Source organism: Streptomyces sp. NPDC029159, from assembly GCF_055564055.1.
In genome coordinates, this window is sequence record NZ_JBVHWT010000013.1 from 100,413 (window position 1) to 125,311 (window position 24,899).

At 71.8% G+C, this 24,899-nt stretch carries 18 protein-coding genes; 11 read left to right on the top strand and 7 right to left on the bottom strand.

Features of this window, described 5'->3' with window-relative positions; all coding sequences use genetic code 11:
- Positions 1-428: 428 nt before the first annotated feature.
- The gene (locus tag ACZ4U4_RS23650; protein ID WP_467877719.1) at positions 429-1,316 is read right to left on the bottom strand and encodes a LysR family transcriptional regulator; all 888 of its coding nucleotides are present in this window, start codon (positions 1,314-1,316) and stop codon (positions 429-431) included.
- Between the two features lie 557 nt (positions 1,317-1,873).
- On the opposite strand from ACZ4U4_RS23650, the gene ACZ4U4_RS23655 reads away from it, so the two are divergent.
- From ACZ4U4_RS23655 to ACZ4U4_RS23700, 10 genes are all read left to right on the top strand, one after another.
- Positions 1,874-2,647, top strand: a complete 774-nt coding sequence (locus ACZ4U4_RS23655) for an alpha/beta fold hydrolase (protein ID WP_467877722.1) — start codon at positions 1,874-1,876, stop codon at positions 2,645-2,647.
- Positions 2,644-4,206: an amino acid adenylation domain-containing protein gene (locus ACZ4U4_RS23660; protein ID WP_467877724.1), complete on the top strand. Its 1,563-nt coding sequence runs from the start codon at positions 2,644-2,646 to the stop codon at positions 4,204-4,206. The genes ACZ4U4_RS23655 and ACZ4U4_RS23660 overlap by 4 nt, the downstream gene beginning before the upstream one ends.
- Positions 4,203-4,466, top strand: coding sequence for an acyl carrier protein (locus ACZ4U4_RS23665; RefSeq protein WP_467877727.1), 264 nt, complete (start codon positions 4,203-4,205; stop codon positions 4,464-4,466). Before ACZ4U4_RS23660 ends, ACZ4U4_RS23665 begins: the two co-directional genes overlap by 4 nt.
- On the top strand, positions 4,463-5,623 hold the full coding sequence (locus ACZ4U4_RS23670) for an acyl-CoA dehydrogenase family protein (protein WP_467877730.1): 1,161 nt from the start codon (positions 4,463-4,465) through the stop codon (positions 5,621-5,623). Before ACZ4U4_RS23665 ends, ACZ4U4_RS23670 begins: the two co-directional genes overlap by 4 nt.
- Before the next feature lie 49 nt (positions 5,624-5,672).
- Entirely contained in the window at positions 5,673-6,860 is a 1,188-nt protein-coding gene (locus tag ACZ4U4_RS23675) for an acyl-CoA dehydrogenase family protein (protein WP_467877732.1), read from the top strand.
- Between the two features lie 5 nt (positions 6,861-6,865).
- Positions 6,866-7,372: a flavin reductase family protein gene (locus tag ACZ4U4_RS23680; RefSeq protein ID WP_467877735.1), complete on the top strand. Its 507-nt coding sequence runs from the start codon at positions 6,866-6,868 to the stop codon at positions 7,370-7,372.
- A 79-nt stretch (positions 7,373-7,451) separates the two neighbouring features.
- Positions 7,452-7,868, top strand: coding sequence for an aspartate 1-decarboxylase (gene panD / locus ACZ4U4_RS23685; RefSeq protein WP_467877738.1), 417 nt, complete (start codon positions 7,452-7,454; stop codon positions 7,866-7,868).
- A 31-nt stretch (positions 7,869-7,899) separates the two neighbouring features.
- Entirely contained in the window at positions 7,900-8,634 is a 735-nt protein-coding gene (locus ACZ4U4_RS23690) for an SDR family NAD(P)-dependent oxidoreductase (protein WP_467877741.1), read from the top strand.
- Between the two features lie 72 nt (positions 8,635-8,706).
- Positions 8,707-9,519 (top strand): phytanoyl-CoA dioxygenase family protein, encoded by an 813-nt coding sequence (locus ACZ4U4_RS23695; RefSeq protein WP_467877744.1) that lies wholly within the window; start codon positions 8,707-8,709, stop codon positions 9,517-9,519.
- Entirely contained in the window at positions 9,516-10,625 is a 1,110-nt protein-coding gene (locus ACZ4U4_RS23700) for a zinc-binding dehydrogenase (RefSeq protein ID WP_467877746.1), read from the top strand. Before ACZ4U4_RS23695 ends, ACZ4U4_RS23700 begins: the two co-directional genes overlap by 4 nt.
- A 132-nt stretch (positions 10,626-10,757) precedes the next feature.
- On the opposite strand, the gene ACZ4U4_RS23705 is transcribed toward ACZ4U4_RS23700, so the two are convergent.
- Entirely contained in the window at positions 10,758-11,579 is an 822-nt protein-coding gene (locus tag ACZ4U4_RS23705) for a helix-turn-helix domain-containing protein (RefSeq protein ID WP_467877748.1), read from the bottom strand.
- Positions 11,580-11,742: 163 nt separating this feature from the next.
- Here ACZ4U4_RS23705 and ACZ4U4_RS23710 point away from each other — a divergent pair, with 163 nt between their 5' ends.
- Positions 11,743-12,948 carry an MFS transporter gene (locus tag ACZ4U4_RS23710; RefSeq protein WP_467877751.1) on the top strand — a complete coding sequence of 402 codons (1,206 nt, stop codon included), beginning with the start codon at positions 11,743-11,745 and terminating at the stop codon, positions 12,946-12,948.
- A gap of 144 nt (positions 12,949-13,092) precedes the next feature.
- Here the strand turns inward: ACZ4U4_RS23710 and ACZ4U4_RS23715 are convergent, their stop codons facing one another.
- The 5 genes from ACZ4U4_RS23715 to ACZ4U4_RS23735 all read right to left on the bottom strand — a co-directional run bounded on the left by ACZ4U4_RS23715 (position 13,093) and on the right by ACZ4U4_RS23735 (position 24,837).
- On the bottom strand, positions 13,093-14,961 hold the full coding sequence (locus tag ACZ4U4_RS23715) for an FAD/NAD(P)-binding protein (RefSeq protein ID WP_467877754.1): 1,869 nt from the start codon (positions 14,959-14,961) through the stop codon (positions 13,093-13,095).
- Between the two features lie 13 nt (positions 14,962-14,974).
- On the bottom strand, positions 14,975-16,423 hold the full coding sequence (locus ACZ4U4_RS23720) for an MFS transporter (protein WP_467877756.1): 1,449 nt from the start codon (positions 16,421-16,423) through the stop codon (positions 14,975-14,977).
- The gene (locus ACZ4U4_RS23725; RefSeq protein WP_467877758.1) at positions 16,416-16,601 is read right to left on the bottom strand and encodes an MbtH family protein; all 186 of its coding nucleotides are present in this window, start codon (positions 16,599-16,601) and stop codon (positions 16,416-16,418) included. The genes ACZ4U4_RS23720 and ACZ4U4_RS23725 overlap by 8 nt, the downstream gene beginning before the upstream one ends.
- Positions 16,602-16,612: 11 nt before the next feature.
- Entirely contained in the window at positions 16,613-23,452 is a 6,840-nt protein-coding gene (locus tag ACZ4U4_RS23730) for an amino acid adenylation domain-containing protein (protein WP_467877761.1), read from the bottom strand.
- 719 nt (positions 23,453-24,171) lie between these two features.
- Entirely contained in the window at positions 24,172-24,837 is a 666-nt protein-coding gene (locus ACZ4U4_RS23735; protein ID WP_467877764.1) for a nitroreductase, read from the bottom strand.
- Positions 24,838-24,899 lie beyond the last annotated feature (62 nt).

Here is a 24,899-nt window from a genome sequence, read left to right on the forward strand (position 1 = left end):
CTGGGGACAGTGTTGTGTGGTCAGACCCTGACGTCGGATACGCCAGTGCCGCAGAGAGCCAGGAGATCGTTGGGGTCGGAGGTCGGAATGGTCGCAGGAGCGGGCGCGGGCAGTTCCTCGCAGTCCGGGACGAGCGCCCCGTTCACGCGGCGTGCGCCGAGCCGGCCGTGTCACCGCGCAGGGGCGCTCGGGAAAACGGGGTTCAGGGCTACGGCACAGCACAGGCGGCACGATCTCAGGCAGCCTCGTCATGCGTAGGTCCTCGTCACGCGCAGGCCAAGGGGGCGATTTCCTTGGGCGGTTCAGTGGGGAACCCCAGGTCACGTAGAGCGTGACCTGGGGTTTCTGTGTGCGGGGTGAGTGACTCGGGTGGACGGGGCGGCGCACGCGCCGACGCCGGCCTCGGGGCGGGCTGCCCGGTGTGGTGGCTACGTCTGCAATTCGTCGGACGCCCGCCAGGCGTGGTTGACGAAGCGGGCGGCCTGCGGGTGGGCGCCGTGGGAAGGGTAGGCGAGGTGGGCGCTCACGGTGGGTGCGCCGGTGAGGGGGACGAGGTGCACGGAGGGGTGCGTGTAGCGGCGGGCGGTGGAGATCGGCGCGGTGCCCACGCCCAGGCCCGCGGCCACCTGCTCCAGCCATTCGTCGTAGTTGCGGCACTCGGCGCCCACCGCCGGGCGGCGGCCGGCGGGCCACATGTCGGGGAAGGTGGTGCCGCTGGCGGTGTTGATGATCAGCGGTAGATCGGCGAGTTCCGCCCAGTCGAGTGCGGTGCGTGCGGCCAGTTCCCAGCCGGCGGGGACGCCCGCGATGCGGGGCTCCTCGTAGAGGAAGCGGCTGCGCAGGTTCTTGGGCGGTGGTGTGCCGCGCAGCAGGGCCACATGCACCTGGCCGGTGTCGAGCCCGGCCTGGGGGATCTCACAGCGGACGAACTCGACTCCGGTCCCGGTCTCCTCCGCGAACCGGGCGGCGAATCGTGACAGTCCCTCGGGCAGTCCCCAGCTGAACCCGATGCGCAGTTTCTCACCTTCCCGTAAGTCCTTTAATGTCCGGTCGAGTTGGCCGAGCAGGGGTCCGAGGTTTTCCCGTAGCTTCTCCCCTTTTTTGGTGAGTTCCGTTCTGCGGGTGTTGCGTTCGAAGAGCTGGACCCCCAGAGACTCTTCAAGGGACTTGATGGTGCGGGTGAGGGTGGGTTGGGCGAGGTGGAGTCGTCGGCCGGCGGCGGTGAAGCCGCCTTCCTCGGCCACCGCCAGAAAGCATCGGAGATGACGTAGGTCGACATTGATTCGCTGAGTGTATAGGTGGGTCAGCAATGTCATTTCTCCCAGAGGGATCGGGTGTCTAGTGTTCTGGGTGTGGCCGCGCGGACGGGGTTTCCGACCTGCGCGGCAGGGCAACATCTGGCGCTGCGTGTGACCATGTGTCCAACGGGGGTTTCATCGTGTTCATCAGTCTGTGTGCGCCATCGACCGGTAAGGCGCAAAGATTGACCAAAGGAAAGGCAAAGGCGCGCCTGTTATTTCGGGGCGCCCGGTGGAGGGTACCGCGTCAGGTGCCATTCCGGGGGCCCGTCGCGCCTGTTGGGTGGGTTTCGTAGCGTCAATTCCGTGCGTCGCCGGAAAGCGGCGCCGGCTACCAATCGGTAATTCGGATCCATGCGGTACGCCAGCTCCGGCTCGTCGTGCCGTCGATGACTGCTGCCCGAAACCTTTTCTCTCTTCTCTGCGCGTCTTCTCTCTGCACGTCTTCTTGCGGATCTGCCGGACCCGGCGACCGACCTTTCCCGATGCATCTTCGCTGCTCGCAGAGGGCTGTGACGGCCGGGTTCCGCTGAATTCCGTTCCGCTGCCATACCACACTGAGAAGGATTTTTGCTGTGCCGGTAATAGATATGCGCAACGGTCCCCTTGAATATGTCGTCGTCGACGGTGACCCGGATCTGGCACCCCTGGTCTTCCTGCACGGCGGACTCGGCTGCCTCGCGGCCTGGGGGCGCTTTCCCGCCCGGTTGGCCGCCGCCACCGGGCGCCGCGCCCTCGTCTACTCCCGCCACGGAAGCGGCGGCAGCGGCCCCGACCCGCTGCCCCGCACCCCCCGCTACATGCACGAACACGCCCAGGACGTGCTGCCCGAGCTGCTCGGCGCGCTGGGCATGCAGCGGCCCGTCCTCGTCGGCCACAGCGACGGCGCCTCCATCGGACTCCTCCACGCCTCGGCGCACCCCGTGGAGGCCGTCGTGGGGATGGGCCCGCACCTGTACTTCGAGGACGAGAACCGCATCGGCATCGAGAATGCCCGCGCCTCCTACGAGGCGGGCCCGCTCGCCAGGAAGATGGCCATGGTGCACGACGACCCCCAGGGGGTCTTCGAGCGCTGGAGCGGAGTCTGGCTCTCGCCCGCCTTCCGCAGCTGGTCCATCGAGGACGACCTCGACGTCACCGCTCCGGTGCTGATGATCCAGGGTGACGCGGACGAGTACGGCTCCCTCGCCCAGGTCGACGCCGCCGAGCGCGCGGTGCGTGGCCCCTTCCGGCGCCTGCTCCCCGAGGGCTGCGACCACTACCCCTACCTGGTCCGCCCCGACCTCGTCATCGACACCGTCGGCGACTTCCTCGCCGCGCACACGCCGATCGCGGAGGCCGCCCGATGACCGAGCGGCCCGCCGTACGCCTCGATGCCCTGCTGGCCCGCTCCGCGCAGGCCCACCCCGAGCGCACCGCTCTGGAGGGGGACGGCGAGAGCTGGACGTATGCCGAACTCGACCGCGCCGTCGACGCACTGGCGGCAGAACTGACCGCCGCCGGCGTCGCACCCGGCGACCGGGTCGGCGTCCACGCCCCCAAGACCCCGGCCACCGTCATCGCCCTGTACGCGTCGCTGCGGGCCGGTGCGGTGACCGCGCCGCTCGACATCGCCGACCCCCCGGAACGCACCGCCCGCATGATCCGCAACGCGGGCCTGTCCCTGCTGCTGACCTGCGACCGTGCCCTGGCCGGGGCCCGCCGCGCCGTCACCCGCGCCCGCGACGGAGCCCCGGTCGCCGAGAGCGTCCTCGACCACGGCCTGCACCGGCTGCGCATCCTCACCCCCGAGGAGCGGCCCGCACCGCTGCCCGCGCCCACCGATTCCGGCGGCTACATCCTGTTCACCTCCGGCAGCACCGGCTGGCCCAAGGGCGTTCTGCTCTCGCACGAGAACGTCGCGCACTACGCGCTGTGGGCCGCAGACGAGTTCGGCCTCACCCCGGACGACCGGATCGGCTCCCAGGCCGCCCTCACCTTCGACCTGACCACCTTCGACCTGTTCAGCGCCGCCGCCGCGGGGGCCTGCACGGTCTTGATGCCGGACCTGCTCCGGTCCTTCCCGCGGGACGTCGTCGGATGGCTGGCCGACCGGCGCATCACCGCCTTCATGGCCGCGCCGTCCCTCTACCACGGCATGCTCCAGCAGGGCGGTATCGCCGACTCCCCACCGCCGGCCCTGCGCATCGCGGCCTTCGGCGGGGAGGCATTCGCCCCGGAACTGCTGGAGCGGTACCTGAAGTTGCTCGACGGAATTCCCTTCTACAACCTGTACGGGCCCACCGAGACCAATGCCTGCACCTACTACCGGGTGCCGCCCGACTGGACCGCCGACCAGGAAATGCCCATCGGCCGCGGCATCGGTGGCGTCCTCATCGACGTGCTCGACGAGGACGGCCGGCCCACCGACGGCCCGGGGGAGATCCACATCGCCGGCCCCACCGTCTTCCAGGGCTATCTGCGCGGTGACGAACCGAGCGACCCCACCGTCCACGTCACCTTCCGCGACGGCGTGGCCCGCCGCGCCTACGCCAGCGGTGACATGGGCCGGATCACCCCCGACGGCCTGGTCTTCCTGCGCGGCCGGCGCGACAACCAGGTCAAGCGGCGCGGCCACCGCATCGACCTGATGGACGTGGAGAACGCCGTCCTCGACGTGCCGCAGGTCGATACCGCCGCAGTCGTCGCCAAGGGCGGCCCGCACTCCGGCCAGATCTGGGCCTACGCACAGACCGACGCCACCGAACGGGAGGTCCTGGCCGCGCTGCGCGAGGTGCTGCCGCAGCGGATGCTGCCCGACCGGGTGGTCCCGCTCACCACTTTGCCCACCACCACCAGCGGGAAGGTCGATCGCCGCGCGCTGCGCGATGCCGACGTCACCGCACCACAGGAGGAGATCACCGCATGAACAGCGTCGAAGAACTCTGCACCCTCATCGGCAGCCGGATCACCTGGGGGCGCGGCGAGGACGCCGATTCGCTGAACGCCGACACCCCGCTGCTCGAAATGGGCCTGGTCGACTCGCTGGCGATCATGGAGATCGTCGCGGCGCTCGACAAGGAAGCCGGGATCAGCCTGCCCGACACGGAGATCGTCGCGGCCAACTTCCGCAGCCCCAAGGCCCTTTGGGTCGCCATCGAAAACCTCTCCGGCAAGGGCCGCAAATGAGTGCGGCGGCCACCGCGGCCTTGCGCACCGGCGCCCCGCAGACCGAGGAGATCGTCGACACGTACCGGGACCTGGCGGCACCGGTGGTGGCGCGGCTCGCGGACGCGGACTTCCTCACCCGATGGCGGGCCATGGCCGACCTCGGGGTGCTCCGGCTCGCCGCGCCGGACACCACGGGACCCGGCCCGGTCACCCGCTCGCTGGCGGTGATCGAGGGCATCGGTCTGGCCGGCGCGGACCCGGGGCTGTGCTACGCGCTGGCCTCGCAGCTCTTCGGCATGCAGTTCCCCCTGCGCGACGCCCTCGGCGACGGCGCCCGGCAGGCGGTCGAGGAGGTCCAGCAGGGGCGGGTGCTGCTGTGCCACGCACTGACCGAACGCGGCGGCGGCAGCGACCCGTTCTCCATGGAGACCCGCGCCCGCCGCGAGGGTGACGGCTTCGTGCTCGACGGCGCCAAGACCTTCATCACCGCCGCTCCCGTGGCCGACCGGGCGATCGTCTTCGCCCGCACCGCCGAGGGACGCTCACCGTTCGCGCTCTCCGCGTTCCTCCTCCCGCTCGACCTGCCGGGGATCCGCCGCGGCGAGACCTTCACCAAGACCGCCCTGCCCACCGTGCCGATGGGAGAACTCCTCTTCGAGGGGGCCCGGATCCCGGCCGGCGCGCTGCTCGGCGAGGAGGGCTCCGGGCTGGCGGTGATGGCCTCCACCACCGCCTGGGAGCGTTCCGTCATCCTCGGCTACGCCCTCGGCCCGATACAGCGCCTCGTGACCCGTACCGTCGACTGGGCCGCGGACCGCGACCACTTCGGCCGCCGCATGGGCGCGAGCCACCAGGTCGCGGGCCGGGTCAGCGATATGGCGATGGCGCTGCACCGCTCCCGCGTCCAGCTCTACGCGATGGCCGCCCGGCTCGATGCGGGTGTGCCCGCCCGGCAGCTGGCCGCCGAGGCCGCGCTCACCAAGATCTCCGTCTCCGAGGACTACGTACGGCTGACCGAGCACGCCACCGCGCTCGCCGGGGTCCGTGCCTTCCTCCCCGGCTTCGACCTCGCCGCCGATCTGGCCGGGCCCATGGCCGCCCTCACCTACGCCGGTCCGAACGACCTGCTGCGGGTGGGTGTCGCCCGCCAACTCGGCCTCCCCGTCGAGAACTGACCGGCGCCGGGAAACCGGCCGGCCGACCACCGACCCGAAAGAAAAAGTGATGACGCTGCCGACCCCACTCGATGACCTCCTCAAACTCGCCGCGGAGACCGGCGCCCGCCTCGCCCCGCTCGCCACCGACACCGACGCCGGCCGCGACAACGGCCACGAGACCTACCGCGTGCTGCGCGAGTCCGGTCTGCTCGCCCTGCTCGTCCCGCAGGAAGCGGGCGGCGCGGGCCTCGGCTTCGGCGACTACTGGCGGGTGCTGGCCGAACTCGCCCGGCACAACGGCGCCGCCGCCCTCGGCTTCAACATGCACCACGTCGTCATGGGGGCGCTGGCCGACGCCGGCGGAACGCGGCTGCCCCCGGCCGCCGAGACGTTCCGCACCTGGATGCTGGACGAGGTCGTGAACGGGCGCAAACTGTTCGCCTCCGCCACCTCCGAGGCCGGCCGCGGCGCCAAACTCCGCGGCATGCGGACCCGTTACCGCCTCTCCGACGACGGCACGCACTATCTGCTGAGCGGCAAGAAGTCCTTCGTGTCGCTGGCCGGCGTCGCCGACTACTACGTCGTCGCGGCCGCCGCCGAAAGCGCCGAGGACAGCCGTGAGGTCTCGCACTTCGTCGTCGCCGCCGACGACCCCGGCGTCAGCTTCGACGCCGTGCAGCACATGTCGGCGATGTACGGCACGAGCACCGCCCCGATGACGCTGGACGAGGTCCCGGTGCCCCGCTCCCGCCTCTACCTCGGGGTCGAGGGCATGTCCCTGTTCAAGATCGTCCGCGAACCGCACTGGATGATCGCCGGCTACACCGGCGCCTACCTCGGTATCGCCGAGGCACTTTTCCAGCGCACCGTCGACCATGTCACCGCCTCTGCCGCCCGCGCCGACTCCCCCGTCGTACAGCAGGAGCTGGGCAAGATGGCCGCCCGGCTGTGGGCCGCCCGCGCACTGGTGCACGAGGCCGGTGACCTCGTCACCGCCCAGCGCGGCAGCCTGGAGGCCAACGCCATGGTGCACGCCGCCAAGTACGTCGTCGGCGAGACCGGCCCGCAGCTCGCCCAGGACGCGCTGCGGCTGTGCGGCTCGGCCGCCGTCAGCCCCGGGCACCCGCTGGAGCGGCTGATCCGTGAGGTCCAGTTCGCCCATGTGATGCCCGCCAAGCCGCAGGAGTGCCTGGAATACCTGGGCAAGTCCGCCGTCGGCGTGAACCTCTACGACGCCCGGGCCTTCACATGGTGACCCCCGTGCAGGACGGACTCACGGTGGCCCGCGACGCGTTCCGGGCCCTGATGGGCTCCCACCCCGGTGGCGTCGCCGTCATCACCACCGCCGACGCCGAGGGAAACCCGTACGGCTTCACCTGCACGGCCCTGTGCTCGGTCTCCCTCGACCCGCCGCAGCTGCTGGTGTGCGCGGGCAACAACGGGAGCACCCTCCCGGTCCTCGCCGCCCGCGGGAGCTTCACCGTCAACTTCCTGCACAGCGCAGGGCGCCGCGCCGCCGCGGCGTTCGCCGGTCCGGCCGCCGAGCGGTTCGGCACGGTCCCCTGGCAGCCCGCGCCGGTCACCGGTCTGCCGGCGCTGCCGCAGGACGCGCACGCCACCGCGGAGTGCCATGTCACACGGCTCACCCCGGCCGGCGATCACACCGTGGTGATCGGCGAGGTGGTGCACATCCAGACGCACACCCCGGCCACCGAAGCGGCACCGCTGCTGTACGGCATGCGCCGCTACGCCACCTGGCCGGTCTGACCCGGCCGTGCCCCCTCGGCCGGTCCCACCCGTGGCCGTGCCGCACCACCGCACACACCCCAACAGATGAGGACTGCCCATGTACCGCACCCTGATGAAGTCGAAGATCCACCGCGCCACCGTCACCCAGGCCGATCTGCACTACGTCGGATCGGTGACCGTCGACTCCGATCTGATGAAGGCCGCGAACCTGATGGCCGGTGAGAAGGTCGACGTCGTCGACATCGACAACGGCGCCCGGCTGTCCACGTACGTCATCGAGGGCCCGGCCGGCTCCGGCGTCATCGGCATCAACGGCGCCGCGGCCCGGCTCATCAGCCCGGGCGACCTCGTCATCCTCATCGCCTACGCCGCCGTGACGGACGCCGAAGCCGCCTCCTTCGTCCCGCACGTCGTCTTCGTCGACGAGCACAACGCCGTCGCGGGGCTGGGCGGCGACCCGGCGGAGGTGCCCGAGGGCTCGGGCCTCAAGCGCGGCGACCTCGTCGCCAACTGAAAGCCTACGGAGGCCAGGGCAGGGAGATGCCATGACGATCTCAGTGGTCAGCGGTGGCACCCGCGGTATCGGACGGTCGCTGAGCCTTAGGCTCGCCGCCCTCGGACACCGGGTGATCGCCCTCTACCGCGGTGACGACGCCGCGGCGCGGCAGACCGTGGCGGCGGGCCGGGGCCGGATCGAGACACTGCGCTGTGATCTCGCCCGGCCCGAGGAGATCCGGGCGGTCCGCGACCGGATCACCGGCGAGTACGGTGCGCCGTCCGTGCTCGTCAACAACGCCGGGGTCAACCGTGACCGGCCGTTCCTGTCGATGACCGCCGAGGACTGGGACACGGTGTTGGCCACCAACCTCTCCGGCCCCTTCCACCTCAGCCAGGCCCTGGCACCCGCGATGACGGAGGCGGGCGGCGGCAGCATCGTCAACGTCGCCTCCACCACGGCGATCCGGCCCCGGGCGAACGGCGCCAACTACTGCGCGAGCAAGGCGGGCCTGCTCCAGCTCACCAAGTGTCTGGCCCTGGAGCTCGCCCCGCACATCAGGGTGAACGCCCTGCTGCCCGGATTCACCGACACCGAAGAGGTCACCGAGCGCTACCGCCTCGACGACCCGGAGAAGCGGGCCGCCGTCCTGGACACCATCCCGGGCCACCGGCTCGGCACGGCCGAGGACATGGCCGACGCCCTCGAATTCCTGGTGACCGCACGCAGCGGCTATGTCACCGGACAGCAACTCATCGTCGACGGCGGCCACTTCATGGGGTGACCCCGCCCCGGTAGACGCATCCCCACCGGTCCGTCCCGACAGATTCCCGCACCTTTTCAGGAGATGAAGCTCATGCGACTGACCCACCAACAGGCCGAGCAGTACCACACGCACGGGTTCTTGATGCTCGACTCCCTCCTCGACGCACAGGAGGTGGAGATGTTGCGCGCCGCCTTCGCACGCGATGCGAAGGTGCCCGGCCCGCAGGTGGTGGCCGAGGCCGGCGGTACGGAGGTGCGCGCCGTCTACGCCTCGCACCAGCGGCAGCCGGAATGCGCGGGCCTGATCCGCGACCCGCGCATCCTGGAGCCCGTCCGGCAGCTGCTCACCGACGATGTCTACGTCTACCAGTTCAAGATCAACGCCAAGCCGGCGTTCGGCGGCGACAAGTGGGCCTGGCACCAGGACTATCTCGCCTGGCGCCTCGCCGACGGCCTGCCCGCCCCGCGCCAGGTCAACATCGGGGTCTTCCTCGACGACGTCACCGAGTTCAACGGCCCGGTCATCTTCCTGCCCGGCTCGCACCGCCAGGGACTCGTCCACGAGGACCGCTCGGCCGCCGCCAGGTCCGAGCAGCACCTCGACCCCGACGACATCTCGCTGACGCCGCAGCAGCTCACCGAGCACGTCGACCGCTACGGCATGACGAGCCCCAAGGGCCCGGCCGGCTCCGTCGTGCTGTTCTCCCCGGAGATCATGCACGGCTCGGCGCCCAACATGTCACCGTTCATCCGCCGGCTGCTGATCGCCACCTACAACGACTGCGGGAATCCGCCGCGGCCCGAGGGCGAGCCCCGGCCGGAGTACGTCGTGTGCCGCGACACCGAGCCGCTGCGCCCGCTGGCGGCGCCGTTCTCCCACACACTGGGCACGGTGGCGGCATGACGACACCACGCACCGGACGCGCCGTCGTCCTGGAGGAGTTCGGCAAGCCGCTGCGACTGCGGGAGTTCCCGCTGCCGCAGGCCCCCGCCGGCGGACTGATCGTCGCCTGCGGATACGGCGGCGTCTGCGGCACCGATCTGCACCTGCAACAGGGCCACTTGGACATCCCCGTGCCGCTGACCCTCGGACACGAGGGGCTCGGTGTGGTGCGGGAGGTGGGTGAAGGCACCCACCACGACGCGGCCGGGGCGCCGCTCGCGGTCGGTGACACGGTGATGTGGGCCTCCTCCATCGCCTGCGGCGTCTGCCCGCCCTGCCGGCTGCACCGCGAGCCGACCCTGTGCGAACGGCGCCGGACCTACGGCGTCAACCGCGCCCTCGGCGACGGTCCGGAGCTGTCCGGTGCCTGGGCCGACCACATCGTGCTCCAGCCCGGCACCACCGTGATCAAGGTGCCCGACGGCACCGACCCGCTCGCCGCCATGTCGCTGGCCTGCGCCGGCCCCACCGTGGCCCACGCGCTCTACGAGCGGCGGCCGGTGCGGCTCGGCGAGACCGTCGTGGTGCAGGGCAGCGGCCCGGTCGGGCTGGCGGCGGCGGCGTTCGCGCAGCTGGCCGGTGCCGCCCGGGTCATCGTCGTGGGCGGCCCGGCCGCCCGGTTGGACCGGGCCCGCGCGGCCGGCATCGGTGACGTCCATCTGGACATCGCCGGCGCCGACGACCCCGAGGCGGTCCTGCGGAAGGTGCGGGAGGCCACCGGCGGGGAGGGAGCCGATCTGGTCATCGAGTGCGCCGGGGTGCCCGCCGCCGTCGGCCAGGGCCTCACCCTGGCCCGCCGGGGCGGCAGTTACCTGATCATCGGCCAGTACACGGACGCCGGGGACACGCTGATCAACCCGCACCAGATCGTCCACCGGCAGCTCGACGTCGTCGGCTCCTGGGCGTTCACCGGCGCCCATCTCGTCGAGTACGTGCGCCTCCTGCCGGCCCTCACGGCCCGGTTCGGCCTGGCGGGTCTGGTGACGGCGTTCCCGCTGGAGGAGCATGCCGCCGCCCTTGCCGCGGTCGCCGACGGATCGGTGATGAAGGCGGTGCTGACGTCCTGACGCCAGGCGTCCGGGCACCGCGCAGGCCCTGACACCGCGCGTGCCGGAGAGGACGGCCCGGCCGTGGCGCGCCGCCGCGGCCGGGCCGTCGGGCCTGTCCGCCCGCCCGGACGGGCCGTCCGGCGCGCCGGGTCATGAGGTGAGCGCCCGCAGTGCCTTCTCCGTTGCCGGGTCGTCGGGAAGGTAGGCCAGCAGATGGTGGCCCGGCTCGTCCACGGCGGCGAGCTTGACGTAGCGCAGCCGCAGATCACCGGCGACCGGATGCCGGAAATGCCGTACCGCGGGGTGGAACGCCGAGGTCTCCCGGCGGTCGTACCAGCGGGCGGCGTCCGGATCGGCCAGCAGTTCCTCGGCGACCTCGGCGTACCTGCCGTCCTCGGGATGCCGCGCCGCCTGCGCCCGGAACTGGCCCAGCAGACTCCGCGCCTCCGGCTCCCAACTGACCAGCAACGTACGGGCGGGCTGCCAGCGGAAGACCAGCCACAGCAGATTGCGCTGCTTGGGCGCGAGCCGCGCCAGGTCGGTGAGGAGTGCGGTGTACCCCGCGTTCCAGGCCAGCAGGTCCCAGTGCGGGTCGAGCACCGCCGCCGGATTCGGCGTCAGCGAATCCACCAGCGACAGCAGATTGCGCGACACCCATCCGGGCGGACCCCCGGGCCGCGTGGGGTGCGCCACGAACGACAGTACGTGCGCGGTCTCGTCGGCGTTCAGCCGCAGCGCCCGCGCCACCGACCGCAGCACCTGTTCCGACGTCCGCACCCGGCCCTGTTCCAACCAGGCGTACCAGGAGCTGCTGACCCCGGCCAGCTCCGCGACCTCCTCGCGCCGCAGCCCGGGGGTACGGCGCCGAGGCGAGCCGGGCAACCCCACATCGGCGGGCGCCAGCCGCTCACGGCGGGAGCGCAGAAAGGCGCCGAGTTCGCGGCGCGGTCCGCCGGACTGGTTGCCGTGCACGCGCCGGCTCCTTCCCGCGCCGTCGACCCGCCCCGGGGCGGAACACCGTGCCCGCAGGGTGTGAGCAAGGGTAATAGGTTGCGGGACCACGCGGTGAGCTCAGGGTGATGGGCTGGTGGACGCCTGCCCGACAGCACCGGCAGGCACGGACACAAGGAGCCCCATGGACACCACCGACTCACCCCCGGCCACCGCCGCCACGTCGCCCATCGGCGCGACCGCCCCGCCGATGCCTGCCGCCACGCTGCGCCTGCTGCGGACCGCCGGTTTCGTGAGCAACTTCGACCGCTTCTGCATCACGCCCATGGTGATGCTCATCGGTGCCCAGCTCGGCGCCCCGCTGCCCACGGTGATGCTCGCGGCCAGCGGCTACTTCCTCGCGTACGGCCTGATGCAGCCGGTCTGGGGCCTGGCGAGCGACCGGCTGGGGCGGGTGCGGGTGATGCGGCTCTCGCTGGCCGGGGCCGCCGTCGCCGCACTCGCCTCGGTAGTGGCACCCGACCCGACGGTACTGATCGTGGCCCGCGTGGCGGCCGGAGCGTTCTTCGCCGCGTCCATCGCCGCGTCCATCACCTATGTCGGGGACACCGTGCCCGCCGCGGTCCGCCAGCGCCCGCTCAGCGAGCTGATGACCGCGTTCGCCCTGGGCACCGCCGTGGCGACCGTCATCGCCGGGGCGCTGGCGCACTACGTCAGCTGGCGCCTGGTCTTCGCGCTGCCGGGCCTGATCGCCGCCTATCTGACGGTCGCCCTGCGCCGGCTGCCGGAGCCGCCGCGCGAGGCGTCCGGTGCGCTGCTCGCCCCGTTCCGGGTCGTGCTGCGCTCCCGCTGGCAGTGGTACGTGATGGCCGTCGCGATGCTCGAAGGCGCCGTTCTGCTGGGCTTCTTGACCTATGTGGCGCCGGCGCTGGAGTCCCAGGGGGCCTCGGCGACGCTGGCCGGTGCGGTGTCCGCGCTCTACGGAGTGGGCTCGATGGCCGCGGCCCAGATCGTCAAGCGGCTGGTGGGGCGCTGGACGCCGGTGTGGCTGATCGTGGCCGGCGGGGCGCAGATGCTGGTGGCCTTCGGCCTTGCCGCGGCCAGTACGTCGGTGCCCGCGCTGGTGGGGTGCGCCCTGCTGCTCGGCGGCGGCTGGTCGTTCATGCATTCCACGATCCAGTCCTGGGCCACGCTCCTCTCCCCGACGGCGCGCGCCACCGGTGTCGCGATGTTCGGTCTGGCGCTGTACGTCGGCAGCGCGCTGGCCAGCGCCCTCGCCGCCCAGCCGGCCGAGCACCACGCCTACCGGGGGATGTTCCTGACGGCCGCGCTCTTGACCCTCCCGCTCACCGTCGCCGCGGCGGTGGGCCGTGCCCGCTACCGGAGCTGAGCGCCCCGCGCCCACCAGCGATGACGCGACAGCCCCTGGCTCGGCGAAACCGCAGCTGTCCGGAGCTGCTCGGCACGTCCATCGTGGAGTCGACCGCGACGACCCGGTCGCGGTCACCTTCGGCGTCGGCCGTTCGCCTCCCCGTCACGAGCGGAGCAGGTGTGTGGCCACCGCCTCGGCGTCGGCCCCCAGCCCACGCAGCGGGTGGCCCGGGGGAACGACGCCGACCTGCATGAACCACCGGACGTGCTCGGTGGGGAGCCCGAGGACGTAGAGGTTCTCGTCCGGCCGGCCCGAGGCGTCGAGGGGATGGAACGGTGCGTCGCTCACCGCCACGCCACCGGTGTCGAACGCGTCGCCGTCGGCCTCGTTGACGAAGCTGGTCCAGATGCCGTCCTTGACCAGTTGCTTGGTGAGCGGCGAACTGTCGTGGTGGAGGTCCGGTTTGGGCAGCCGGGCGTCGATGAGTGCCTCCACCGGCGTCTGCGCACCCCGGACCCGTGCCGAGTCCATCACGACCCGGTCGCTCTCGGCACTCCAGCGATACCGGACGTGCGGGCCGACGACGCGCAGGTGACCGCTGTCGAGCAGGGCCAGGAACTGTTCCGCCCGGACCAGCGGGGTCCCGGCGGACAGGAACGACAGCGGCTGGGCGAGTTCGGAGATGAAGGACCGGTGGGACGCCGGGGTCAGCGCCCCGAAGTCCACGGCCATCCGCTGGAGGTTGCGGGTGGCGCGCAGCACCTCCAGCGCGGCCTTGAGCGGATCGTCGATGTTGCCCGCCCGGGCGTGCGCGAGGTCGTCGCCCACCACCCGGCGCAGCGCCTGCTCGAATGCGGCCGGGCTCTCGAACGCCCGCCCCCGGAAGGGGTCCGCGTGGTCGCGGAGGTCGAGAAGGGCGTGCCCGGCGAGCCCCGCCTCCGCCAGCGCCGCCGGGACCACCTTTCCGGGGTCCTCCGCCGCCGGTGCGGCCCCGCGTATGTGCGCGAGGAACGCCCGGGCCCGTTCGGGTCCGTGTTCCGTGCCGAGCAGTGTGTGGAAGTAGGCGACGTTCACCTCGGCGTCGATCCAGGGCTGTACGTCCTTCGCGAAGTCGCATCTGCCGCGGCTGCGCAGGCTCCGTATCCGGTCCTCGGTGAACAGCACCGGGTCGTAGGTGCGTACCCCGAGCCGCTGGTGCACCCCGCGCACCCGGATGGGGACGCCGGTACGCGACCCCGCCACGATGCGGCGGGGCTCTGCCCCACTCGCCCGGTACCGCAGTACGCCGCCCGGATCCCGGACGAAACTGCCCCCGCGTCCGAGCGTCAGCGAGGCGAGGACGTCGTAGAACGACAGCCCCATCCCGAGCACGCCGACCGTGCTCGCCGCGGCGATGCCGCCGAAGTCCAGCTCCGCGGCCGGTCTCGGGCGCAGGAACGGGAAGTCCGCACGTATCGGCGTTCCCCCGTCGAGCGGGCCGAGGGGAGCGCCGTCCTCCTGGTCGGGGTGTCCCGTGGCGAAGACGACACGGTCGGCGGTGTACTCCCCGCCGGCCCGCAGGGCGAGAACGTAGCCGCCGTGCGCATCCTCCGTGACCGCCTGGACCTCGTCGCGCACCGGAACCACCGTCACGGTGTCCGGGGCGTTGCGCAGGACCGCGGCGAACACATACCTGAGGTACTCACCGTAGGCGCGGCGCGGTGCGTACACGGCGTCCCCGACGGGCACCCCCGCGGTGTGGCCCGAGGCCCGGTACCACTCCGCGAAGGCCGGCCCGTGGCCCGGCCGGACGGGACCGCCGTCGGCCGGACCGGAGAACATGGTGAGTTCATCGGTGGAGTTGTCCATCAGCAGGATGTCCGGCTGGTCGGTGCGCCATGTGCGTCCGCAGCCCACCTCGACACCGTCGATGGCGTACACCGTCACCGGAGCGGAGTAACGCCGCTCGACGATCCTGGTCACGAGTCGTTCGATGACCGACACCCCGCGGGGCCCGGTTCCGACAACCGCCACCGTGAACCCGTTCGACATCTCTTCGCCTTCCCTACCTCTGCGTTGTGGGGACCGGGTGTCCGGTGCGCAGCACGCGTGCCAGCGAGAAGCTCAGCAGCAGACAGCCGAGCAGCGCAGCGGTCAGGCACGCCTCCGCGATGCCGAAGGCGGTGCCGTAGGCGCGGGCCCCGGTGCCGTCGCCGAGCGCGGCGAACAGCACGGGGCCGAATCCGGCCACTCCCAGGGCCGATCCGATCTGCATCGCGGAGATCACCAGGCTGGAGATCTGGCCGGCCCGGTGGGTCTCGACGCCCATCATGAGCACACGGGTCAGCGACGACAGGACGAGCCCGTGCCCGATGCCGGCCACCACCAGCCCGGCGATCAGGGCCGGGCCCGGCCGGGCCGTCGTCAGCAGTGCCGCCACCTGGAGCGCGAAGCCCGCCGAGATCACCGCGAAGCCGATCGGCACGGTGCGTTCACCCGCCAGTACGACGAGCCTCGGCACGATCAGCGGGCCGATGATGAAGCCCGCGGAGAACGGCAGGAACAGCAGCGCGGCGGCCGACGCACTCAGCCCCAGACCGTCCTGCGTGTAGATCCCGAAGCCCATGAAGAACAGGCTGTCGGTGTAGAACCAGAACGCCAGCAGCAGCCCGCGCCAGACCGCCGGACGACGGATCAGGTCGATGTCGACCAGCGGCCGGACCGTGGTGCGTCGGCGTTGGAAGCGTACGAACCACCACGCCAGCACCGCAGCGGCGACCAGAGAGGCGAACGCCCACGGCGGCCAGTGCAGCGAGCGCCCCACGGACAGCGGGACGAGCACCAACGCGATGAGCACGCACAGGACGGCCGCGCCGGCGACATCGAGGGCGCCGGTGCGGTCGCCGGCGTTCTCCCGCATCCATGCCCGTGCGCCCACCAGCGCGAGCAGCCCGACCGGCACGTTGATCCAGAAGATCGCCCGCCACCCGAGCCCGAACACATCGGCCTGGAGCAGCAGTCCGCCGCCCACCTGCCCGATGATCGCGCCCAGGCCGAACACGAAGCCGTAGGCCGCGATCACGGGCGTCTGGCGCCGCTGCGGGAGCACGGCCCGGAAGGTCGCCAGGACCTGCGGCGAGAGCATCGACGCGGCGAGGCCCTGGAGGAACCGCCCCGCGATGAGGAAGGGGATGCTCCCCGCCAGGCCGCACAGGGCCGAAGCGACCACGAAGCCCGTCAGCCCCGTCAGGAACAGGCGTTTGCGGCCGAACCGGTCGCCCAGCCGTCCGCCGGGGATCAGCCCGACGGCGTACGCGGTGGCGTAGGCGGAGATGACGAACGGGAGCTGTCCGCCGCCCGCCGACAGGTCCGCCCGGATGTCGGGCAGCGCCAGATTGACGACGAAGTAGTCGATCGGGGCGAGGATCGCCCCCGTCAGCAGCGGCCCGACCGCGAGGACGTCCCGGCGGCTGTCCGCCTCGGAAGACCGGCCGGTGGTGAGGGAGTCAAGCACGCGTGTGTTCCGTCCAGTGTGCGGTGAGGTACGCCTCGCACTCGCCCCGGGACGCCGGGCCGAACACGTTCTCCCAGCCCTCCGGCACCTCGAACGCGGCGGGCCAGAGCGAGTGTTGGCGTCGGTCGTTGCGCACAACGGTGAACCGGGCGGAAGCGTCGTCGAACGGGTTCGCCACGAGAAGACCTCCTACTCCGTGGGGTGCGCTACGAGGTGAGCGTGCATGATCTCGGCGAGGGCAGCGGCGGATTCCGGCCGCAGCATCTCGTGGTGGGCGGAGTCCAGATGCGCGGTGGCCGGCGCCACCCCCGTGAGCCGGTGCCATGCCCGGGCGTCCGCGCCCGGGTCGGCGGTCTCCCGGGAGGAGACGTAGGTGACGGCCAGGGGGGCCGGAAGAGGACGGTAACGCTCGGCCATGACCTCGTGGATACGGGCCATCGGCTCCGGCGCGGGCTCCGCGACGGCGTCACCCGCCGCGTCGAGCGCCTCGTACAGCCCCGGCGGCCACGCCGGTACGTCACCGTCGAAGGGAGCGATGTCGAGCACGGTGAGGGACTGCACCCGTCGCCCGCTCCCGGTCAGCAGCCGGGCGGTCTCGTAGGCCACCAATCCGCCGAAGGACCAGCCCACCAGGTGGTACGGCCCCTCGGGCCGACGGGACAGGATCTCGCGGACGTGTCCGGTGGCGATGTCCTCCACGCTCCCGGGCGTCCGGTCGCCCGACAGCAACGGCGATTGGAAGGCGAAGACCGCGCCCTCCTCACCCAGGGCGTCGGCCAGATTGGCGTAGTGCCAGCCCATGCCCTCCTTCGGGTAGAAGCACAGCACCGGGCACGGGGCTCCGGGACGGAACTCCAGCACGCGGTCCGGCACCTGCGAAGACCCGGCCGCGCCGCTGCGGTCCGCGATGCCGGCGAGCATGCCCCGGACCGTGCGTCCCGCGAAGACGTCGGCCGGGGTGCACGCGTAGCCGTGCCGCCCCGCCAGCGCGCACAGGCGCACCGCCGAGATGCTGTTCCCGCCGGCGGCGAAGAAGTCGTCGGTCACCCCGATCCCGGCGCCGCCGAGCACCTCGGACACCAGGCCGGTCAGCACCGCCTCGTCCGTGGTGACGGGCAGATCGCGCCCGGCGCCGGCGACCCTGGCGAGTGGCAGGGCCGCCCGGTCCACCTTGCCGCTGGGGGTGAGGGGGAGCCGGTCCAGGAACACCACCGCGGCCGGCACCAGGTATTCCGGCAGCGTCGCCCGCAGCGACGTCCTGAGTGCGGACTCCGTCAACCGTTCGTCAGCGGGCACGACGTAGGCCACCAGGGCCCGGTCACCGGCCGAGGCCACCTTGACCGCGACCTCGGCGGCCTCGACCCCGTCGTGGGCGACCAGGCGCGCCCGGACCTCGCCCAACTCGATGCGGTGGCCCCGCAGTTTCACCTGGTCGTCGTTGCGGCCGAGGAAGCACAGGCTGCCCCCGGGGGTCCACTTCACCAGGTCACCGGTGCGGTACAGTCGCTCCCCGGGAGCGCCGTGGGGGTTGGCGACGAAGCGCGACGCGGTCAGGTCCGGCCGGTTGCGGTATCCCCGGGCCAGCCCCGCGCCGGCGAGGTACAGCTCCCCGGCCGTCCCGGGCGGGACCGGACGGAGGCGCTGGTCCAGCACATGAAGCTGCGTACCGGGGACCGGACGGCCGAGCTCCACCGCCCCCTCGGGGCTCAGGCGGTGCGCCGTGGACCACACGGTGTCCTCGGTCGGCCCGTAGACGTTCCACGCGGTCTCACCGATCCCGGCCAGGTGAACCGCGAGGTCCTCCGGGAGAGCCTCGCCGCCGCACAGCACCGTCGTGCCCGCCGGCAGGACGCACCCGTACTCGCGCAGCAGCTGCCACATGGTCGGAGTGCCCTGGACGAAGGTGGGACGCCACCGCTCGATCTCCGCGCCGAGCACGTCCGGGGTACCGGCCACACCGGAGGGCAGCATCACCACCCGCGCGCCGTGCAGCAGCGGCAGCAGGATTTCCAGCCCGGAGATGTCGAAGGCGGACGACGTGGTCGCGAGGAAGCTGTCGTCCTCCCCGATCCCCAGCAGCCCGCCCATACCGGACAGAAACTGCGCCAGCGACCGGTGCGTGATCTCCACGCCCTTGGGCGCCCCCGTCGACCCCGAGGTGTGGATCACATACGCCAAGGAGTCCGGGCCGGGGCCGTCCGGCACGCCGCCGTCCGGACCGGGCCCGTCCGCCGCACCGCGGGGGACCGCCGGCCGCGCGACGGACTCCGGAAGCCCGTCGTGCCCGGTGTCGGCCAGGACCAGCACGGGTTCCGCAAGGCCCACGAGGTGCGCGATCCGGCCCGGCGGGTGGGCGGGGTCGAGCGGCAGGTACGCCGCGCCCACCGACATCACGCCGAGCATGCTCGCGACCAGGTCGGACGACCGCTCCAGCAGCAGCCCCACCAGGTCACCCGGCCGGACCCCGGAGCCCACGAGGCCGGCGCCGACCGCGGACGCCCGCTCCAGCAGCTGTCCGTACGTCACCGACTCGGCGCCCGTGGCGACGGCGGTCCGCTCCGGCGCCGCGAGCGCTTGGCGACGGAACGTCTCGTACACCGTCTCCCGCACGTCCTCGGCCGGGGCGGAGCTGCCGAGCGCGCGGTAGGTCTCCCTCTCACCCGGCAGCAGGACGTCGCAGTCGAACACCCCCCTCCCGGGAGCGCCCAGCAGCGCTTCCAGCACGAGAAGGAACCGGTCACCCACGCTCCGCACGGTGTCCGCATCGAACAGCGCGACCGGGTACTCGACGCTGGCGGTGATCTCCTCGCCGTCCTCCCCGCGCCCCGGCGTGAAGTCGAAGGCCAGGTCGAACCGGGCCCCGCCGGAGCCCACCGGTACCCAGGCGGCCTCCGCCCCCGGCAGCGCCAGCCGTTCCGCCTCGACGTCCTGAAAGGTGGACAGCACCTGGTACACGGGGTGATGGCTCAGCGAACGATCCGGGTTCAGCGCGTTGACCACCGCATCGAACGGGAGGTCCTGGTGCTGGTACGCCCGCAGGCTCAGGTCGGTCACCCGCGCGAGCAGCTCCGTGAACGTCGGGTTGCCTCCCAGGTCCATACGGAGCACGACGGTGTTCGCGAAACTGCCGATCGCCTGCTGAAGGGCGGGATCGTCACGCCCGGAGACGGCGGTCCCGATGGGCACGTCGGTGACGCCGCTCAACCGTGACAACAGCACACCGAGTGCGGTCTGCACGACCATGAACACGGTGCAGTTCTGCTCCCGGGCCACGCGCCGGATGCGCCGCACCACCGACTTGCCGATCGTGAAGCGGTGCCGGGCGCCGCGTCCGTCGAACACCGGCGGGCGGGGCCGGTCGGTGGGCAGCGGCAGCAGCGGTGCCAGCCCGGACAGCTGCTCGCGCCAGTACCGCGTCTGCTCCGTGCGCAGCGCCGTCGGCCGCTCCTCGGACCCCAAGAGCTCGTCCTGCCAGCGCAGATAGTCGGCGAACCGCGGTCCCGAGGCCGGGGCGGAGGCGCAGGCCGGGTCGGCGTAGCATTCCGCGAGCCGGTCGAGGAACGGCCTGATCGACCACCCGTCCACGGCGATGTGGTGGAACACCAGCAGCACGCGGACGCGGTCACCGCCGTGCCGGAGCACCACGAGACGTGCCGGACACTCGCGGTCCAGCCGGAACGGCCGGGCAGCGAGTCGCGCGGTGACGTCCGGCTCTCCGGGAGGTACCACGACCTCCTCCACGGCGTCGCCGGCCACCTCCGCGGACAGCACCTCCTGGGCCGGCGTCCCGTCCTCCTCGCAGACGAATCGGCTGCGCAGCACCGACACCTCGGACACCACACGGTTGAACGCCCGCGCCAGCCGACCGGTGTCCACCTCGCCCACGAGGTCGAAGCAGACCGGGACGTTGTACGCCGACGAGGGGCCCATGACGCGCTCGTTGAACCACAGGTCCCGCTGTGCGGCGGACAACCGGTGGCGCGCCGGTCCGGCGCCGGGCTCCGCCGTCGGGACGAGACGCGGCCTGGCCCGCGGCGCAGCACGCAGCAGCCGTGCCACCTCCGCTATCGGACGCGGTTCGATCAGGGACCTGACGGAGACGTCCACGTCGAGTTCTGCCCGCAGCCGGTTGACCACCCGCGCGGCCGACAGGGAATCGCCGCCCGCGTCAAGAAACGTTTCCCCGGCCGATACGCCCGGGAGACCGAGAACCTCGGCGATGATGCCCACCAGCGCCGCCTCGTCCCCGCTCGAAGCCGGTCCGCCCGCCCCGCCCGGGGCACGGTGCCGCTCGGCCAGGGCACGCTTGTCCAGCTTCCCGTTCGCCGTCAGCGGGAAGTCGTCGACGACCACCACCGACGACGGCACCATGTGGGCGGGGAGCCGCCGGCGGAGCCAGCTGCGGACGGCACCGCCGTACCGGCGCCGGGCCGGCCCCGACCGCATGGGCTCGCCGGCCAGGCGCTCCCCGCCGGCCGCAGCAGGTCCGTCGCTCCCGCGCCACTTCCGGCCGGGCGGGCACAGCACGAGATCGAACCGGTCCGGCTCCGCGCCCCACGTCGCGGTCGCCTCGTAGCCGCAGAGCGCCCCCGCCGCGCACAGCTCGGCCGGGTCGAACCCGGCACCGGGCCCGGTGTGCGCCGGAGGCCAGGTGGGCGCGTCGCCGTCCAGGGCGGACAGCCAGGAGACGCTGCGCGAGGTGCGCGGATTCGGCACCCCCAGCACACGCACCACGCCGCGCGGCGTGTCCTCGAGCAGTGTCCGCAGCTCCGCGGCGTCCCGGCAGTCGGTACCCCAGCGGACAACGGTGCCGGTGTCCTCGAAGCGGGTGCCGGGCCCGTTGCGGTGCATCACGACGTCGTAGCGGTACCTGCTCAACTCGTTCGCGCTGCTCTCGGCCTTCAGCCGGACCTCGACCGCCGCGACGTCGTGCGCGGAACCCGTCAGCCGCGTGAAGAAGCGCGGGTCCACCAGGAGTTCGCTGTCCCGGTCCATCTCGTCGGCGATCAGCTCCCGCGCCTCGCCCGGGGACAGCGTGTTCTCGCCGTGGCGCAGGCCGATGGTTTCCGCCGCGAAGTGGCGGTGCAGCGCCAGGTTCCGCACGTCACCGACGAACAGGCGCCCGCCGGGCACCAGCCTCCGCAGCGCTCCCGCCAGCACCCGTTCCAAGTAGCCGGCGCTCGGGAAGTACTGCACGACGGAGTTGATGACGACGACGTCGAACGCGTTCTCCGGCAGGCCGGAGAAGTCGTGCGCCGGCCGGCACAGCAGCCGCGTCGCGGCACCCGGCTCCCCGCCCTCCGCGGAGAACCGTTCCCGGAGGTGCGCGACGGACGACTCCGAAAGGTCCGTACCCCAGTACTCGGTGCACTTCGGGGCGATCTCGGTGAGGAGCAGGCCGCTCCCCACACCGATCTCCAGTACCCGCTCCGGGTCGAGGGCCAGGACGCGGGCGACGGTGTTCGCCTGCCACTCGCGCATCTCCTCGATCGGAATGGGCTGCTGGTCCCAGCTCCGGTTCCACCCCGTGAAGGAGGCGGACGTGTCCGACGCATCGAGGGCGGCGTACGTTTCCTGGTACACGCTCCGCCACTCGGCGACCCGCTCGGCCTCGTCCACCAGGGGCGCCGTCCCGTCCGAGGGGCCCGGGGCGGGTTCGGCGAGCGACACATAGGCGACCAGCGACGCGGTGCCGCCGGAGAGGTCCTGCCGTACCACCGCGGCCCGGTCCACGCCCGGATGGCCGGCCAACGCCTTCTCGATCTCACCGGGTTCGATCCGGAACCCGCGAACCTTGATCTGGTCGTCGGACCGGCCGACGTACGCCAGCTCCCCGTCCGGCAGCAGCCGCGCCAGGTCGCCCGAGCGGTACATGCGCTCCCCGCTGCGGAAGGGACAGGCGACGAAACGGGCGGCAGTCAGCGCGGGCTTGTTCAGGTACCCGAGAGCCACGCCCTCGCCGGAGACGTACATCTCACCGACCTCACCGGGACCGACGGGGGTGAGCGTCTCGTCCAGCAGGTGCACGGTCAGATGCGGCAGCCCCGATCCGATGACGCTGCCCGGCGCCGCGTCGATCTCCTCGTCCAGGACCCGGCGCAGCGTGGTGTGCACGGTGGTCTCGGTGATCCCGTACATGTTGACGAACTCCGGCGCGGAGCCGACGCCGTCCCGCCAGGTCCGCAGCCGCCCGAAGTCCAGCGGCTCACCGCCGAAGATGACATACCGCAGCGCCATGCCCTCCGCGGCTGACGGCTGTGCCGCCGCTGTCTCGCTGAGCAGGTAGAACGCCGACGGCGTCTGGTTGAGCACGGTGACGCGCTCGCGGCGCAGCAGGTGCAGGAAGTCGGCCGGGGCGCTGCCGATGGCGTAGGGCACCACGACGACTCGCCCGCCGGTCAGCAACGGCCCCCAGATCTCCCAGACCGAGAAGTCGAAACACTGCGAATGGAAGAACGTCCACACGTCGTCCGGCCCGAAACCGAAGGCGTCGTTCGTGCTGCCCACCAGCGCGGTGACGCTGGAGTGAGCCACCGCCACGCCCTTGGGCTCCCCCGTCGAGCCGGAGGTGTAGATGACATAGGCCGCCTCGTCGGTGGTGAACCCGCTCTCGTCCGGCACGGATCCCTGGGCGCCGGCGACGAGTTCGCCGTACGGCACGGTGGACGGTGCGCCGTCCAGGAGGGGCGGCGGGTCGTCCTGGACCACGACACATACGGGACGCGCGTCGTCGAGGAAGTACCGCAGGCGCTCCTCGGGGTAGGCCGTGTCCATCGGCAGATAGGTGGCACCGCTCCTCAGCACCCCCAGCATGCAGACGATCAGGTCGGCGCTTTTCCGCAGTGCCAGCCCCACGACGTGGCCTCGGCCCACTCCGCGGTAGCGCAGAGCACGTGCGACGGCATCGGCCCGGCCGGCTAACTCGCCGTAGGTGAGCCTTCTCCGGCCGTCGATGACCGCTAGGGATTCTGGTTGCGCCTCGGCGACTTCCGCGAACAGCTCGTCGATCCTTTTCCGGAATTTCGACATGCGACATCACCGCTTTCCGCTCTTGAGCCCGTATTCAGCCGGCAGCCGTGTACGGCCCGGGGGAGTTACTGGTCGTTCGCCGTCGTGGCGAAGGCGCGCTCGCATCGTTCGCGGGAAACCACAGGTGTGCAGTGACTTTCGGGAGAGGTCACGGGGAGGGGCGTGGCAGGGGCAGGGGCGCCGGTGAGGGGAAATCCGGTCACCGGTAACGGTGCTGCTCCGGATTCACCATGGTAACGATAAGCGCCCCGCGTAACGGGCTGCCGGCGTCCGCTATGTCGCGAATCCCGTGGGTTTTTCATAGGGGTGACGTGGGCTAATTTCCTTCGCTCCGGGCGCCGCGGTGCTCTGTACGGAGCGGCCGTTTCCTGTGCGGCAAAATGGCGATTTAGGTAGTTTCACTTTCGGCTGCCGGGCGGAATCAGGCCACGGCCCGGCGGTGACGCGACTGCGGGATGCGGCCCGGCTCGGCCAATTCCTGATGGATCTGATGGAGAGGAGGCATGGTCTGCCCCCGTGCCCGTCCGAGGGTTCCCGTGCGCCGTCGGGGGCGCCGAGACGAGGGAGAGGGGCTCGACGGCGTGACGGCAGGGGCGCCGCAGGGACGGCGACCACGCCCAGGCGTCCTCCAGCACCCCATGCAAGCAGGGGTGTTGCCGGCAGCAGCGGGGTCATGACGCCGTCAACAACGTCCCGACCCGACCCGCACCATCTGGCGGTCACTCTCCGATGAAGCTCACTGTCTCTGCCATGTCCGCCCGCCCGGTACGCAGAGGGGGAACACCCTCCTTCTCGAATCCGACGGCGACACCGCAGAACAGTGTGCGTCCGTCACCGGCTCCGACTGTCTGCGCGACAGTCTCGCGATACATCGTCCACATCATCTGCGGGCAGCTGTGCAGCCCTTCCGCCCGTAGCAGCAGCATGACCGTCTGCAGGTACATCCCTGCGTCTCCCCACTGCGCGGGGCCCATCGCACGGTCGAGGTAGCAGAACAGGACGACTGGTGCCCCGAACGCCTCCGAGTTCAAGGCGGCGATCTTTCTGGGCCTCTCAGGATCGTCGCGCGCGATTCCCAGCGCCGTGTAACGCTGGGCGGCCGCGGCGGAGAAACGGTCCAGATACGGCGAGGCCAATTCGGCTGGGTACATCGGGTACTCCCGCTCGTCACCCGGATCTCCAGCCAGTGCCCTTGCCCCGGCACGCTTCTTCAATTCGGCCAAGGGCTCGCCGGTGACGACGTACACATGCCACGGCTGGAGGTTCCCGCTGGACGGAGCTCGTGTCGCTGCGGCCAGCACGCGTTCGAGTATCTCCCTGGGTACGGACTCATCGCTGAACGCCCGCACAGCCCGGCGAGTATCCACGGCCTCATACACATCCACGTCTTCTCGCCCTCCCGCTCAAGGCCCACTTTTCGGGGATCATTCCGCGAGCCTGCCTCCAA